At 56.9% G+C, this 14460-nt stretch carries 16 protein-coding genes; all 16 read left to right on the top strand.

Annotation, left to right across the window (positions count from 1 at the left end; translation table 11 throughout):
• The first annotated feature begins 89 nt into the window (after positions 1-89).
• The 16 genes from H035_RS0100955 to cmr6 all read left to right on the top strand — a co-directional run bounded on the left by H035_RS0100955 (position 90) and on the right by cmr6 (position 14431).
• Positions 90-530 (top strand): hypothetical protein, encoded by a 441-nt coding sequence (locus tag H035_RS0100955; RefSeq protein ID WP_022947141.1) that lies wholly within the window; start codon positions 90-92, stop codon positions 528-530.
• The gene (locus H035_RS17605; protein ID WP_022947140.1) at positions 527-919 is read left to right on the top strand and encodes a single-stranded DNA-binding protein; all 393 of its coding nucleotides are present in this window, start codon (positions 527-529) and stop codon (positions 917-919) included. Before H035_RS0100955 ends, H035_RS17605 begins: the two co-directional genes overlap by 4 nt.
• 878 nt (positions 920-1797) lie before the next feature.
• Positions 1798-2010, top strand: coding sequence for a hypothetical protein (locus tag H035_RS0100935; RefSeq protein ID WP_022947137.1), 213 nt, complete (start codon positions 1798-1800; stop codon positions 2008-2010).
• A 3-nt stretch (positions 2011-2013) separates the two neighbouring features.
• Positions 2014-2382: a hypothetical protein gene (locus tag H035_RS0100930; protein ID WP_026596120.1), complete on the top strand. Its 369-nt coding sequence runs from the start codon at positions 2014-2016 to the stop codon at positions 2380-2382.
• Positions 2379-2939, top strand: coding sequence for a hypothetical protein (locus H035_RS0100925; RefSeq protein WP_022947135.1), 561 nt, complete (start codon positions 2379-2381; stop codon positions 2937-2939). Before H035_RS0100930 ends, H035_RS0100925 begins: the two co-directional genes overlap by 4 nt.
• A 2-nt stretch (positions 2940-2941) precedes the next feature.
• A complete protein-coding gene (locus tag H035_RS0100920; RefSeq protein ID WP_040574300.1) occupies positions 2942-3424 on the top strand; it encodes a hypothetical protein in 483 nt (160 codons plus the stop codon).
• Positions 3425-3958 carry a hypothetical protein gene (locus H035_RS0100915; protein ID WP_022947133.1) on the top strand — a complete coding sequence of 178 codons (534 nt, stop codon included), beginning with the start codon at positions 3425-3427 and terminating at the stop codon, positions 3956-3958.
• A 281-nt stretch (positions 3959-4239) separates the two neighbouring features.
• Positions 4240-4575 (top strand): hypothetical protein, encoded by a 336-nt coding sequence (locus H035_RS0100910; RefSeq protein ID WP_022947132.1) that lies wholly within the window; start codon positions 4240-4242, stop codon positions 4573-4575.
• A 922-nt stretch (positions 4576-5497) separates the two neighbouring features.
• The gene (locus H035_RS0100905) at positions 5498-5836 is read left to right on the top strand and encodes a hypothetical protein (protein ID WP_022947131.1); all 339 of its coding nucleotides are present in this window, start codon (positions 5498-5500) and stop codon (positions 5834-5836) included.
• A 327-nt stretch (positions 5837-6163) separates the two neighbouring features.
• The gene (locus H035_RS17600) at positions 6164-6694 is read left to right on the top strand and encodes a CRISPR-associated protein (protein WP_022947130.1); all 531 of its coding nucleotides are present in this window, start codon (positions 6164-6166) and stop codon (positions 6692-6694) included.
• A gap of 73 nt (positions 6695-6767) precedes the next feature.
• Positions 6768-7835, top strand: coding sequence for an RAMP superfamily CRISPR-associated protein (locus tag H035_RS21635; RefSeq protein WP_152485938.1), 1068 nt, complete (start codon positions 6768-6770; stop codon positions 7833-7835).
• Complete coding sequence (cas10, locus tag H035_RS0100890) at positions 7832-10711, top strand: type III-B CRISPR-associated protein Cas10/Cmr2 (protein ID WP_022947128.1); 2880 nt, start codon at positions 7832-7834, stop codon at positions 10709-10711. The genes H035_RS21635 and cas10 overlap by 4 nt, the downstream gene beginning before the upstream one ends.
• Entirely contained in the window at positions 10708-11823 is a 1116-nt protein-coding gene (gene cmr3 / locus H035_RS0100885; protein ID WP_022947127.1) for a type III-B CRISPR module-associated protein Cmr3, read from the top strand. The genes cas10 and cmr3 overlap by 4 nt, the downstream gene beginning before the upstream one ends.
• A 27-nt stretch (positions 11824-11850) precedes the next feature.
• Positions 11851-12771: a type III-B CRISPR module RAMP protein Cmr4 gene (gene cmr4, locus H035_RS0100880; protein WP_022947126.1), complete on the top strand. Its 921-nt coding sequence runs from the start codon at positions 11851-11853 to the stop codon at positions 12769-12771.
• A 2-nt stretch (positions 12772-12773) separates the two neighbouring features.
• On the top strand, positions 12774-13139 hold the full coding sequence (gene cmr5 / locus H035_RS0100875; protein WP_022947125.1) for a type III-B CRISPR module-associated protein Cmr5: 366 nt from the start codon (positions 12774-12776) through the stop codon (positions 13137-13139).
• Between the two features lie 2 nt (positions 13140-13141).
• Positions 13142-14431 carry a type III-B CRISPR module RAMP protein Cmr6 gene (gene cmr6, locus H035_RS0100870; protein WP_022947124.1) on the top strand — a complete coding sequence of 430 codons (1290 nt, stop codon included), beginning with the start codon at positions 13142-13144 and terminating at the stop codon, positions 14429-14431.
• The last annotated feature ends 29 nt before the right edge of the window (positions 14432-14460 follow it).

Genomic DNA, 14460 nt, shown 5'->3' with positions numbered 1-14460 from the left:
GCGATTGACCGGCTAGATATGGAGCATTGGGAAGCACTACGAGACATTGGATTGTGGCTTTGAATTAACGCATTAGTGAGGAGATATACATGGATATTTGGAAGTACAGCCGAGGCGAATGGGCGGAATCCGTTTTTGACTGGCCGGACCTAATGGATTTTGAGGACGCGCTACAACGTAATGGCTATTCGAGAGGGGCAGCGATTAACTTTCCAGAGGATGGAGACTTTATCGAGGTTTACCCGAAGTTAGGAACGGAAGGAATCGCGCCTTGCATGGTGGCCGTGTGCCTTGATGCAAGTTCAAACGATTTCATCCAAACCGATGATCTCCCGAGCCTGATTATGCTCCTCAAGGATTTAGCGCCTATCGTCAGCGCATACGAGACCGGCGTTATGAGCGAACTCGCACAAAAGTCATTTCGGATATGGCACGGGCATAGCCACCGTTTGATATGCCAAGAGTGCGACCCTATCGGTTATGAGCAACTTCAAAAAGCACGGTCAGCAAGAAAGCGGGGTAAACAATGATTCACATATCCGCATACGGCCGATTGGGCCGCGACCCCGAGACCCGGACCACCAAATCAGGCAAATCGATGACCACCGCCCGGATGGCCTGTGACGCCACCCCCGGTAATTCCGACGAGCAGGAGACGGTGTGGATTCAGGTATTGGCATTCGGCAAGCAGGCCGAGACGCTGGCAAAGCACCAGAAGGGCGAGACGTTGGCCGTCACCGGCAGGCTTACACAAAGCCGCTGGACCGGGAAGGATGGTGAGGAGCGCATCGGCTTTAGCGTCATCGTCGACAGCATGGTGAGTAGCCGAACCGTCCGCCCTGGTGGAAAAAGGAAGTCGGCGAAGCCTGCACCACCGGACACCGCCCCGCCTGATTTCGACGACGAGATTCCGTTTTGATTCGCACGAAGGAGAAAACCATGCTAACCATTCAATTTATTGACGGTAGATCATGCCCGAGATTCATTTGCGACCATTGCGGGGAGCCGATAGAACGACCCAACCAGGGGAACGCGCAGTGGCTAGAAGCATCTGTAGAAAGACAGGACGGCGAATATGTGGACCGCGTATTTCACACGCACAAGCATTGCTGTCACGACTTCGAACGAGATAACCGCGTGGAAGGAAAAAGGTGGATGGCTCAAGGACTCGGAGTTCATATCGTCTACCTGCTTAGCAACATAGGATTCACTTCCAAGGATTGGACCCGATACATGGAATCAGCAAAACGCCTAGCAAGTATTTGAACGACTTGATACCCCACCCCGGCCAAGGACGGCAAAAATTCCTGTATAATCAATGACTTACGACTTTTTTGAGGTGAACCGATGGCCAATCGTGGCCGACCACGAAAATCCGAAATCCGCCACCCGAAAAACCTGAAGCGACCGGACCTTGCGACCCGCGTCATGCTTGAGGATTGTCCCTGCGACGATTGCAGTTTGCGCGAATTTTGCGCAACGTCTGGATGGGAATGCAGAGCATTTAACGCGTTCGTTCATCACGGCGACCGTTGGCGGAAAAAAGCCGGACCATCCGCGCGCGGGGATTTCAGCCGCCCCAAGGAGAGACGCGGCCGGAAGCCGAAGGACCGCCGCGACGCAGCCTAAATTGCCGATTTTGGCCGCACCACAGGCCATGTTTTCGGATTTCGACGCTCTCCGGCGATCTCGTGGCGTCGCCTTAAAACCGTGTTACAATAATCGCAACAATTCGTATTATCAGCCCCGCCTTAAGGCCGCGCTGGAAAAAACCTAACCTTAATTGGAGGTATCCGCGTGGCTTTCACTCAATCCCAAGTCAACTCGCTCTCGGAAAACATCCGCGCCGCCAAGTCTCGCATGAAGCATCTGGAGGCCGTCATGCAAACTGCGCGTGATGCCGGAGACGATGAGGCATTCGATGCCGCCATAAACGAATGGCACCTGATCCGAGACGGGCTATCTCGCGCCGGCGTCTCCGCGCCTGATTTGGGCCGCACCGAAATCTGATCCATGAGATCCGGCGAATTTTGGTACTCGATGAATCTTTGGAGCGATTACACCGCCGCCCAATTTCAGGCGATCCAAGAATCAAATACCCCGATGGGGACGCTCTGCGCTGGCGAAGTCTTGGCCGATACCGGATTTCACGCACGACTCCCGCCGGGTATCCAGATGACCGACCCCGAGACCCGCGAACGTATCCGTTTGGCTCAATCAGCTTTGAATGAACTGCGCGAGTTCGACGAGGATTGCTGGCTGAACGTCTGTTTTTATTTGCTGCGAAGCAATGCCGGACTGGCCGATTCTGAACCCGACCGAGACCTTGTATCCAGAGGTCTGCATTTTTTGAAATCAACTATTGGGGTGCAAACACCATGAACGCTGAAGCATTTGCAAAAAACCTAGTTTCTCAAGGACTCACGAAAGATCAGGCCGTACCGCTGGCGAAGGTTTTCGACGCCTTCCAGCAAAATTTGGTCAATGCTCTGGCAGCAGCAAAAGACGACGTGGATTACACGGCGCTGGCCGAGAAATTCGGCGACCCGGAAGCCTTGGCCGACGCCATGGTGCATCTTGCGCCACGACCGATTGAAGCCAAAGCCGCAATTGCGCGATGCAGGGAGGCCGGATTTCCCAGCATGGCAGCCGATTCAATCGAGGCCGGGCTTCCGGCTTCGCGCCTTGAAGCGCGGCTTAAGATGGCCGCCACCGTGAGAGGATTGGCGGAAGCCTCCGACTTGCCGGAGCCGGAAGTGTACGCTGCATCATTCGCCGCCGACCCGGTAAATGGGCTTCGCGGCATCATCATGGACCTGCAAGCCCAGGCAGACGATGAGACGGTCGGCAGCATAAACGGCCACGTGGGACCGGAAGCCATGAGCGGCGGCCAGAAAATGCCGAATGCTAATAGCGTTTATGAAAAAAGAAAGGTGTGACCATGTTTGATACGCAAAAAGCACTGGACCGCCTTCGCGGCCTAGTCCGGCAAAGAGACCGCCTACACGCCGAGAATTTGCAACTATGGGAACGCAAGCGCGCGCTCATGCCGGAGGTTCAGAAATTCCGGGCCGCCCTGGAGCGCCTGAAAACCCCCGATAGCCGGGTTCCAACTCCCAAGCCTGAAATCGAGCGATCAGAGCGCCGCATCCAGGCTTATCAAGCCGAGTTGGCCGAAATCGAGGCGCAAACTCAGCAATTGGGCACCGAGCTTGCCGCGCTGCGCGACCTGATCGACCGCTGTGCAAATTGGATTGTGGCCAACGGCGACGACCCCGAAGGCGTCTCAATCAGCCTCGAAGTGATGGGAATTTCGGTTGACCAGCTACAAGGATTCGGCCCAACGGTCTCCGCCGCACGGGGTTATTCTGGCGAGAAGGCTGAATTCGAATCAAACGGCGCGTTTCAACGGAGGGCCGGTTAAATGAAAAAGCTGAATCGAATCAGAAAAGACATTTCCGAAACTCAGAGCGAAATCCGCCGGATTGAACAGGCACCCGCAAGCCTGGATGAAGCCAAGGACCGCCTGGAGCGGCTTTTGGACCGACCGGCACCACAGACCATCGAGTCTTTATTCCGGGAACAACCGAGCGACGTTCTGAGATTGCTGGACGTGGCCGCGATCGAGCACACAATACCGATCGGCGATCAAGGCCAGGCGCTGATCGTGGAAATAGACCGGCGGACATTGGCGGTCGCGCTGTCGTGGCTGCTTGGCGACCAGATACGGCAAAAGGTGACGGGCGAGCTTGAGCGGATGGCGGAAGGGCACGATTTGAGCCTGGAGCCTGAACAACGCGAGAAATCCATCAAAACGCTTCGGACCAAATTGCGTAGGCTAGAAGTTTCGGAAGAAAAGGAAATCCGAGCGCTGGAAGCCGCTGGACGACCTGTTACCCGCCGGGCCGATGCCGACCCGAGCATTGTCCTGAGTGAGGATTCGGACTTGGCAGCATGACATAAAAAGCCGCGCGGTATGGCGGCACTCCGACCCGCGTGGGGGGGGCAAATACCACGACGCGCACGACCCGGCAAGCGTGGACAAATCGAGCCGGGAACCCGCTTCCCGTTGAGCGGCCAACAAATCCATCGGCGCGGTTTCGCTGGTCCATTGCCGCGTAAAACCCAAAGCCAGCCGCCAGCGTCCCCCCTCGCGTGTTGCTCACCAAAAATGGGGCGCTGGATACCACTTCATCTTGAGCGGTCCTAGCGGCCGCTTTTTTTTGCCCGGAGGTAAAGATGCTAGGACACCAACGGAAGATGGACCGCGCGCGGACCCGGGGGCGACTGAGATCGATATTCAGGGAGATTGGGGACGACGCTTTGCTGCTGGCTGAGGCCGCGCAAGTCATCCGAGTAATCCGCCACTATGGAATCGAAGCGACCGCCGCCGCGCTCACGACTTGGTTACGTGGACCGGACGAATGGGAAGTCACCCAGGTTAGGCTTCCGGTGAGGTACCATGACGACCCGATAGCCGGGCTGATTTGGCTTTCGTTGAAGGAGCAGCACCGCGACTCATGCGCGCCGAGGGGCGGTTGGGCCGTAAACGACTGGGGCAAATTCGACCTGTGATTATTGCCTGTCACGAAACAACTGCTGCTGACCCAGGAGGCCCGAAAAACTTCCGAAAACCGCGCTGGTAGCGCGCCGCGCGGCCTTCCCCACCCCACAGGGACCCTGATAACCCCAATAAAATCAACGACTTACGCCATCCCACCCCGGACATGAAGCCGGACATCCAGCCTGGAATGACCCCGACGACACCATCCCATCCCATCCTGATTGTTTCCTGACAGTTGATAATAGGGCGGTAGGGGGCGATGCACCCGAGCAGCCGTAACCGTGACCGTCACGTTATCCCAATGGCGTTACGGCGTAACACACCCGCCCCCTTGGCCGAAAACATATCGGCTGACAGATGCCTTTGGGGACGACCCGCTACTATCTTGGGCGGAAGTATGAGCGGGAGCGGAAGGGCGACGGGAAGCATGGGAAGCTGGGTCAAAATGACCCAGTTCGAACGTCCCAACGCCTAGCTGCCCAGCACACCTTGCCGGAGCGACCACCCCATCGGCGGCATGTTGCCTACCACGAAAATATCCACGACGCATCAACAATCGACCGGAAGCCGCCGGGCATCGATGGCGCTGTAGCTGGAGCGATAGGGAGATAGCGCGGCAGTGTAATGTTGCTCAATCAATGGTGAGCAAATACAGGGCCTCACTGAACTCCGAGTTCAGTGACAAAAAACCGTCACCCGTACCTACGCCACAGCCACGATGACTTCGTAAGCCGCCTTCGCCGCGACTCACTTTCATCGGATGAATGTGATAAAAAACCGACGCTATGTAAGCCGATATAAGCCGCGAAACGAAGGTACCCAGGGGGTAGGGCTACCCATTCTGAATACCTTGTTCGCTCACTTCGATTAAATCGAAGTGACAAAAAACCGCCACCCCGCACCTACGTTGACCGCTGGGGCAACGAAACCGTCATGAACATCGGCAGGCGGAAGGAGCCTGATGCACCAACCAAAGAACAAAAATCCCAGCTAGACGAAGTGCTCTATCAGCTTGGCGAGGGGAACATCACACGCGACGAGGCGAACAAACGCCGAGCGGTCATGACGCTGCTGGATGATGAGGCGTGGGCGCAGTGGAGTAACGTACAGGTCGCCAAGCAGTGCGGCGTATCTGAATACCTTGTTCGCTCACTTCGATTTAATAGAAGTGAGGATGATGCGCAGCCCCGCAACTACACCACCAAGCACGGCACCGAGGCCACCATGAACACCGCCAACATCGGCAGACGGAAGGAGCCTGATACGGCCTGATACGGCAGGCTTGCCGCCGCTGATGGCGGATAACGTCATCACCGTGACACTATCGCGCTCACCATCACAAACGTGGCTTGTGGCGCTGGCTGGAGCCTGACCACAAAATCGACTACCCCAATACCCCTTCCAGCTTCGGCGGGAGGGGTTTTTTGTTTGTCCGTACCAAATCAGTACCAACCGCTTTTTTTGTTATGAGAACCTATATCGTTTGCGTTTTATCCTGCTGGTTTTTAACGCTTTTTTTATGGCGTTTTTATAGCCCATATACGAATCATTTATTCGCTCGATAAGCAGCAGTCCCCGCTCGATTGCAACCAAGCGCGGGTGGAACTGGCGGATATCCCCTTCGTGCGGATGCGGGAAGAATTGCCCCAAACCCTCCTGAACGGCCGCGCCAAATTTTCCGAAGTGGTGGCCGAGGCGCAAAAGGCTCTGCCGCCTCTGGCCTTGTGCCTCCACCCCGTTACCCATACCGTCACCGCCGGCGGAGAGACTTTTTCCCTGAAACCGGCCGAATTCGCCTTCTACTGGCTCCTGGCCGAACGTTGCCGCCAACATGGCCCCGGCATTCACTGGAGCGAGACGGATATCGAGAAAGAACTTCTGGATTATTACCGGCGCTTGGTGGGCGAATACAGCGCCCAATACGAAAAAGCCGAGGAAACGCTGAAGCAAGGCGTCACCAAGGAATACTTCGAGCCGCGTAAAACCAAGGTAAACGATGCCATCAAGAAAGCCCTGGGGGAACGCCGCGCCAAGCCCTACCTGGTGGTGAAACTGGAAAAAATTCCCCACACCAAATATCACCGCTACGGACTGGCGTTGGCGTCGGATGTGGTGCGCGTGGAGGGATAGAGACAAGCTTGCCAGCTGCATTGGCGCTTACGCCGGAAGCCAAGAATATTCATCCCACTAGGAGTTGAGCTTGATGATGAAGACAGTCACATACCAGGTTTCATTTGTCACCCCCGCCTTTCTCGGCAACGCCGAACAATCCGGGCAGTGGCGTACTCCGCCGTTCAAGTCCCTGCTCAGGCAGTGGTGGCGGGTGGTGTGGTGGAATACTTGCAATAACCCAACGCTGACTGAACTGCGGCGAACAGAGGGAAATTTATTCGGGGTGGCAGCGGACAATCAACGGAATTTATCTTCAAAAAGCAAGGTCCGGATCAGACTGAGCCGATGGGATAAAGGGGCACTCAAAAGCTGGAATGGGATGGAGCAAGGAACAGTAAAACACCCTGAAGTACAAAAAACGGGATATAAGGTTGGACCTCACGCCTATCTCGGCTATGGCCCCCTAGATGGTCGAGGGGGAACAAAGCTCGGTAAAAATGTGGATTCTGTCATTCAAGACGGTGAACACGCTGATCTTCGGCTTGCATTTCCAGAGAAATACAGTACGCAATTGTATGCTGCCCTGGGGCTATTGCATTTCTACGGTACCATCGGCGGACGCAGCCGCAACGGGTGGGGTTCCTTCAATCTGCAACCGCTGGAAGGGGCGCCCGAGCTTTCTCCTTCATTGGCGGAAACATTCCTCCAGGATTGGCAAACCGCCTTGGAACTCGATTGGCCCCACGCCATCGGTCGCGATGGACGGGGCCCGCTCATTTGGCGAACCGAGGCTTTTGATAATTGGAAGCAGATGATGAGACAGTTGGCCGAAATCAAGATCCAACTGCGAACCCACCAATTTAGATTTCGAAATGAAAATCCGCCCCATTCCTCCCCGTTACCGAGGCATTGGTTGTCCTATCCCGTCACTAGACACGGAACGCGTGCCTGGCCTCGCAACGCCCGGCTGCCCAACAGCCTACGATTCAAGGTGCGGCAAAACGCAAGCGGCCAATGCTACGGTGTCATTTTTCATGTGCCTTGTTCTCCACCAAGAGAATTCAATCCAGCCCCATACAAAGCCGACATTCAGCAGGTTTGGCAGCGAGTTTACGGTTTTCTCGACGATAGAAACGAACTACGAAGGAGCGCGGTATGAGCGATCGAACCCTGTTCTGGCAAACCAAACTCGCCGCCCGTCTCCACGACCCGGCGGAGAAGGCCCTGGTGCTGCTGCGCGATCCCTCCGGACACGAAGGCGGAACGGTCAAGCAATTACGCAAATACTTGAAACTCGACGACATCTTCGCAAAACAAAAAAAGATTTTAAAAAAATCCGATTGGTGGGCTTCCGCCGCCGACCGCCCCCAGTGGCCCAAGGACAGTTGGAGTCAAGTTCGGTGGACGAAGTCACCTGTCCTGATCCATCCTCTGAGCAACGAAACCATAGATCTCCGTCAAGTCGGCGGATTGAACGATACAACAATCGAATCGATTAAACAGCGGAGCTTCAACCATTTCAAACAGCTGGCCGACTGCGTCGAAGGGGATCCCAAAAAAACACTCCTCGCCTTCTGGCGTTTCGGCCCGGAACTGCTGGCCGAGGAAAAGGACCATCAATCCCTGGGGGCACTCTGGGGTCTGCTGCCCGCCGATACCCGGGTGCCCGACCACACCATCTGGGATCACTTGGATTTGAGCAGTGCCTTCACCGGCGCCTTTCACGCCGATGAACAAGGCGAGGCGGCCCTGCTTTCGCTTTCCATCGGACCGGTCCAGCCCTTCATCGCCGCCGCGCGTTCGACCTCGGATCTCTGGGCCGGCTCGCACCTTCTCTCCACACTGGCTTGGGAAACGATGAAACCCATCGTCAAGAACCTCGGACCCGACGCGATTCTGTTCCCCCGGCTTCGGGGCATTCCCCAGGTGGATCTGTGGCTGCGCGAGCAAGGCTTGCCCGATACTCTGTTCGAACACTGCGAATGGCAGAAGGGAACCACCGACGCAAACCCGCTCTTTTCCGCGGCCCTGCCCAACCGCTTCGTGGCGGTGGTCCCGGCCGACAGGGTTGAGGAACTGGCGGAGCGCTGCCGGGAAAGAGTGCGCCACTGGCTGCAAGCGCTGGGCAAAGACGTGGTGAATCGATTGCTGGATGCCGTGGGAGAAGAAAAACACGAATCCCTTCCCTGCTACCGTCAGATGCGCGAACAACTCGAAGACTTTCCCGAAGTCCACTGGTCGGCGGTGCCTTTCTCACTGATCCGCCCACGCAACGAGGAACGGCAAACGGACCTGGAGATAACCCATTTGTCCGAGTCCATGGCTCCTTTTTTCGGCACAGAGCCCGGCAAGCCCTGTGGCTTTCTTAAAAGTCCCGCCTGGCAGGTGCTGCAAAAAGCAATCCAATGGGAAGACGGCACCGAATTTTTCGCTCCCAACCCCGGCGTGCTTTATCCGGCGGTGTACGATCTGTCCGAGCGGGTGCTAGCGGCGGCCAAATCGGTCCGCGCGTTCGAACAGCTTGAACAGAAAGGATGGCGCTGCTCACTCACCGGCGAGACCGAATGGCTCACTACTGACGAGAAACAGTTGAAAACCTCCTACCGCCGACAGAAGGACACCCTGTGGAGCAATCTCGCCGAAAAAAAACCCGCCTGGGCCAAGCAAGGCGAACATCTGGGCGCACTCCCGGCTATCAAACGCCTTTGGCCGACGATATTCGCCGAGAAAATCGGCAAGGCGCTGGACAAACGTTTCGGCCGATTCGTGGTTTCCACCCATACCCTGGCCCTGGCCCATCAGATCGACCAATGGCTGAAACATGGCGGACTCACCACGGATGACTTCTCCAAATGGGTCAAAGACCTTCGGCCCGACCGCGTGGCCCTGCCTCGAAAAATGATGCGCCAATCAGACACACAAAAAGCAGCCCTGGACGACGCGCGCAAACTGCTCGGACTGCTGGAGCGGGCCGGCGAGCTCGATGACGGAGAAAAGGCGGGTCAAATCAAACAAGCGGTCCGAAAAACGCTGAAACAAGGACAGGACGATAAGGGTGATTTCTCCCTCGAGACCTACTACGGCCTGCTGCTGATGGACGGAGACCGGATGGGCCGCATCCTATCCGGCGACGATGCGCATGCCATCACTTATGCGCAAAGCTTTCATCCTGAGGTGCGCGAGCCCTTCGAGGAAAGGATGCGAAACAATCCCCGGTTAAACGATTATGGCAGGCAGAAGCGTGCCGTCTCGCCCAACCGGCATTTGGCCATCTCGGGCGCGCTGAACGATTTTTCCCAATCCATCGTGCCCCATGTGGTGGAAAAGGAATATCTGGGCAAAGTGCTCTACGCCGGCGGTGACGACGTGCTGGCCATGCTGCCGGTGGCCGATCTGCTGAATGCGGCGCAACGGCTGCGCTATGCCTGGTCGGGCCAGGATCCCGACCATGAAGGCGGCGTTCAAAAGGGACTGACTCTGCAAAATGGATTCGCCGGGCTAAACGGACGGCTCATGCGCATGATGGGGAAAAACGCCACCGCCAGCGCCGGTTTGGTGGTGGCTCACCACCAGGCGCCGCTGGGACGGATTCTGCGCGAACTGCGCGCGGCGGAAAGCACCGCCAAAAACGAAGGAAGGCGAGACGCGCTGTGCATCAAGGTGATCAAACGATCCGGCGGCGCGCTGACCTTGACCCTCGACTGGGGGAAACAACTGCGGGTGTTACTCAGGTTACGGGGTTTTCTGGCCGATCCCGCCGTCTCCCGGCGGGCGGTCTATCACACGGTGTTGTGGCTCAAAGACCTGCCCGAACCCGAGGGCGAGGCCGGCATGCTCGGCGATCTACTGTCCTATCAGTTCAAACGGCAAACGGAACAAGAAGCGGCATGGAAACATCACGATGTACCCACCCTGACAGCGGAATTGGCTAAGCTGGCTGCCAACCAGAAAAACGATCCCCTCGTTTGGCTAAGCAATTTTCTTTCGGTGGCCGAATTTTTGGCCCGCCAAACCCGCACCGGAGGTGAGGCATGAACACCTGGCATTTCATCGAACCGCTGGATGTGCTTTATTTGCGCGGTAACAAGCTGTTCGGCGATCCCGGCAGCTACGGCGAGGCCCTGATTCCCCCGTGGCCCTCGATCGCCGCCGGGGCGCTGCGCTCGCTTCTATTGGCGCGCAGCGGCACGGATCTGGCCGCCTTTGCCGATGGTAAAAAGAAACACCCCGAGCTGGGTACGCCGAACCAGCCGGGACCGTTTCGGGTGACCGATTTCCTATTGGCCAGACGATATGCCGACACCAAGGAAAGCCTGCACCCTATTCCCGCCGACCTGATGGTTTCGAAGGACGATGAGGACGAGATTCACATTCATCCTCTGTCTCCTCATGAGCTAGGTCACGGCATTCAGTGTTCCGCGGCCCTGCCCAAGGTGGCGGTGCTGGCGGAAAACCAGCGCAGCAAGCCGGCATCGGGGTTTTGGCTCAAGCAGGCAGGCTATGAACGCTATCTGGCCGGGGAGCTGCCGGCAGCCCAAGATCTTGTGGCCACCCGTGAACTCTGGCAAATGGACGAGCGGATCGGAATCGGCCTCGATTCAGCCCGGCGCCGCGCCGATGACGGTAAATTGTTCAGCGTGCAGGCGGTCGCCTTCCGAAACGGTGTGGGGTTTCTCGCGGGCACCCAGGGCGCGGAATTGCCGCGACGCGACATGCTGCGTCTGGGCGGAGACGGCCGCGCCGCCGCCTTCCGTCAAACCGATTACCGCCCACCCCGGGTAGCGGCGGACACTTTGCTGTCCGCGGGACGCTGCCGCATCGTCCTCACCACGCCGGGCCTGTTCGCCGACGGATGGCGCCTGCCAGGCATGACCGCCGACGGACAGTTCGAACTCGCCGGCGTACGCGGGCAAGTGGTGGCCGCCGCCGTGCCGCGCGCCGAAACCATCTCGGGCTGGGATCTCGCCCGCTGGCAGCCAAAACCCGCCTTGCGCGCCGCGCCCGCCGGCAGCGTTTACTGGATCGACAACTTAAGCGCCACTTCCGAATCCCTCACCCGGCTTGCCGATCGCGGCCTGTGGCCGGAAAACGAGGCGGAGGGCAGCCGCCGGGTGGAAGGTTTCAACCGGTTCGCATGGGCAGTTTGATTATGAAAAGATCAGGGAGCTTTACTGATGTTTGAAAAACAAGCCGCATTATTTCTGTACGCCGTCAGTCCCGTCCACATGGGCGCGGGCACAGCGACGGGCATCATCGACAACCCCATCCAAAGAGAGCGCCATACGCAGCACCCCACCTTCGCCGGTTCCGGCATCAAAGGGGCGGTGCGGCATGGATTCGAGGCCATCGGCGGCGATCCGTCCCTGATGGACGCCCTGTTCGGGCCTGAATCCGACGCCAACGGCAACCTTCACGCCGGCGCGGTCAGTTTCGGAGACGCCCAGCTCGTCGCCTTTCCCGTACGCAGCCTAAAGAATGGTTACGTTTATGCGACCTGCCCCCAAGCGCTGGCGCGGGCACGGCGGTTGATGCAATTGATCGGCGTCTCCTGGAATCGGGAAATTCCGCAACCGGAAGAAGGCCGCTGTGTGTTGGCGAATCCTGAACTGCTTGCCGGTCCCGGCAAGGACAAATTGCATCTGGAGGCTTTCGAATATTCGGTTCAAGTCTCGCCGGACCTCCCGAAATTGTCGGAAAAAATCGCAAATGATGCTCTGCCTGATTCAAATGGCTACGCTTTTTTCCGGGAAAAGCTCAAAAAGGATCTGGTGGTGCTCCACGACTCGGATTTCGCCTATTTTGCCGAACACGCCACCCTGGTCGAACCCCATGTGCGCATCGACCCCATAACCGGTACTGCCAAGAAAGGCGGCCTGTTCTACACCGAAAACCTGCCTCCGGAATCCCTGCTCGTCGCCCCGCTTCTGGCCAGTCAAACCCGCACCGGAAGGAAACAGGAAGACAAAGGAGATTGGGAAGATGCTGCCGGCGTTCTGATGAAGATCAAGACCGTCATCAACGGCAAAACTCTGCAAATCGGCGGCGATGCAACCACCGGCCGGGGGTTGGTCATCGCTAAAGTGGTGGAGGGTTGAAAATGAGCAAGTTGACCTTGGAGCAGCAGCGCGCCAAAGATGCTTGGCAATGTGCGCAAGAAGGAATCATCAAGCACGACAAGGACTATGTGAATGATGCCAAGGGGCTGCCTGCACTGATCATGAATAGCGGTTTGATGCAAGTGATGGCATTCCTTCATCAGAAAGGGGGACGGCACGAAACCCTGGGGAGCCAACTGCGTGCATGGTTGCATGGCCGTTATGGAGTTCCCAAGGATTTCGAGGAATTCATGCAAACACTGATGGAGCAGGATGCACCGACCTTCCAAGCCATCACCGCCGAGTCCTTCGCCTGGCTGCGCTGGTTGCGTCAGCTCGCCAGCGCTCGAATGGGAGAGGAGACCTGATTATGCCGGTTGCCGCCGTACCGAATTATCTGGGAAAAGATTTCAGCACTGCCTCGCCGGGGATGCGGTTTGGCATCTTTTTGCCCATATGGACGGACCGTCAGGATCAAGAGCGAGAAGTCAAAAACCGAGCCGATAAAAAAAGCCGGGAAGGGCGAGAGATTCAGCAATATCTCGATGCTAACGGTATGGACGCAACCATCGATTGGTTGCGCCAGCGTGATCGCAATCCGTTACCCGGCCGGTGGAAAAAAAACGAGTACGCGGCCTCAAAGGCATGGCGGAATATTTGTGAACTCACACCCACAGATCAACAAACCCAAGCCGCTTTGATTGACCGTCAAATGGCGATGGCTATGACTTTTGAGTCATCGGACCTGTTGACTGTTGCAGCGAAATCCATCGCCCCTTTCAGCACGGGTCTGGGAAACGAACATCCCCTGGAGAACGGTTTTGCTTTTCTCTGGCCCTACGGCCTGCCCTATCTTCCTGGCAGTGGAGTCAAGGGGGTACTGCGCCAGGCGGCACGCGAGCTCGCGGGACTCGTTGAAGATGTGTCATGGGATGATAACTATGGTTGGAACGAGAACGCCATTGAAGCCTTGTTTGGCCGAGAGAACGAAGAAGGGGAACAAGATCATTGCCGCGGTGTGCTTTCTTTTTGGGATGTGATTCCCAAGATAAAGGGTGGCCAGCTCACGGTGGAAATCATGACCCCGCATCAAAAGCATTATTATCAAGACGGGCAATCTCCGCACGACTCTGGCCAACCCACTCCTATCACTTTCCTCACAGTGCCGCCGAAATCGAATTTCTCCTTCCACGTTCATTGCGACCGCAATCGGCTGCAACAACTAGCCCCGGATCTGGCCAGGAACGATCGCTGGAAGAATCTGCTTGAATCGGCCTTCCAGCACGCTTTCGATTGGCTCGGATTCGGCGCCAAAACGGCGGTAGGCTATGGCGCGATGGAAATCGATGCGATGGCGGAACTGCGGGCCAAACAAGCGGCAAAAGCCGCCGAAGAAGAAAAAATGTTACCCGAAGCGCGACAAATCCACGAATTGCGCGAAACCCTGGAGAGAGAAAAGGCTGCCGGCAAGCTCTCTCCAAACGGTGAAGTCGCCAATCAAAGAGTGAATCTTCTCCGATTCGCCCTGGAATGGGAAGATTCTGAATTGAGACAGGAGGCAGCCAATCTGATCCAAGAAACGCTCAAGTACTTGAAATGGAGCAAGAAAAGCAAAAAAGAACGCCAAGAAGATCTAGCCAAGCTTCAAGGGAACAAATAAGACAAAGGCTCGAAAACCGAGGATTCATC

The organism is Methylohalobius crimeensis 10Ki (assembly GCF_000421465.1).
Taxonomy (GTDB): domain Bacteria; phylum Pseudomonadota; class Gammaproteobacteria; order Methylococcales; family Methylothermaceae; genus Methylohalobius; species Methylohalobius crimeensis.
This window is presented reverse-complemented; position numbering and strand designations above follow the sequence as displayed.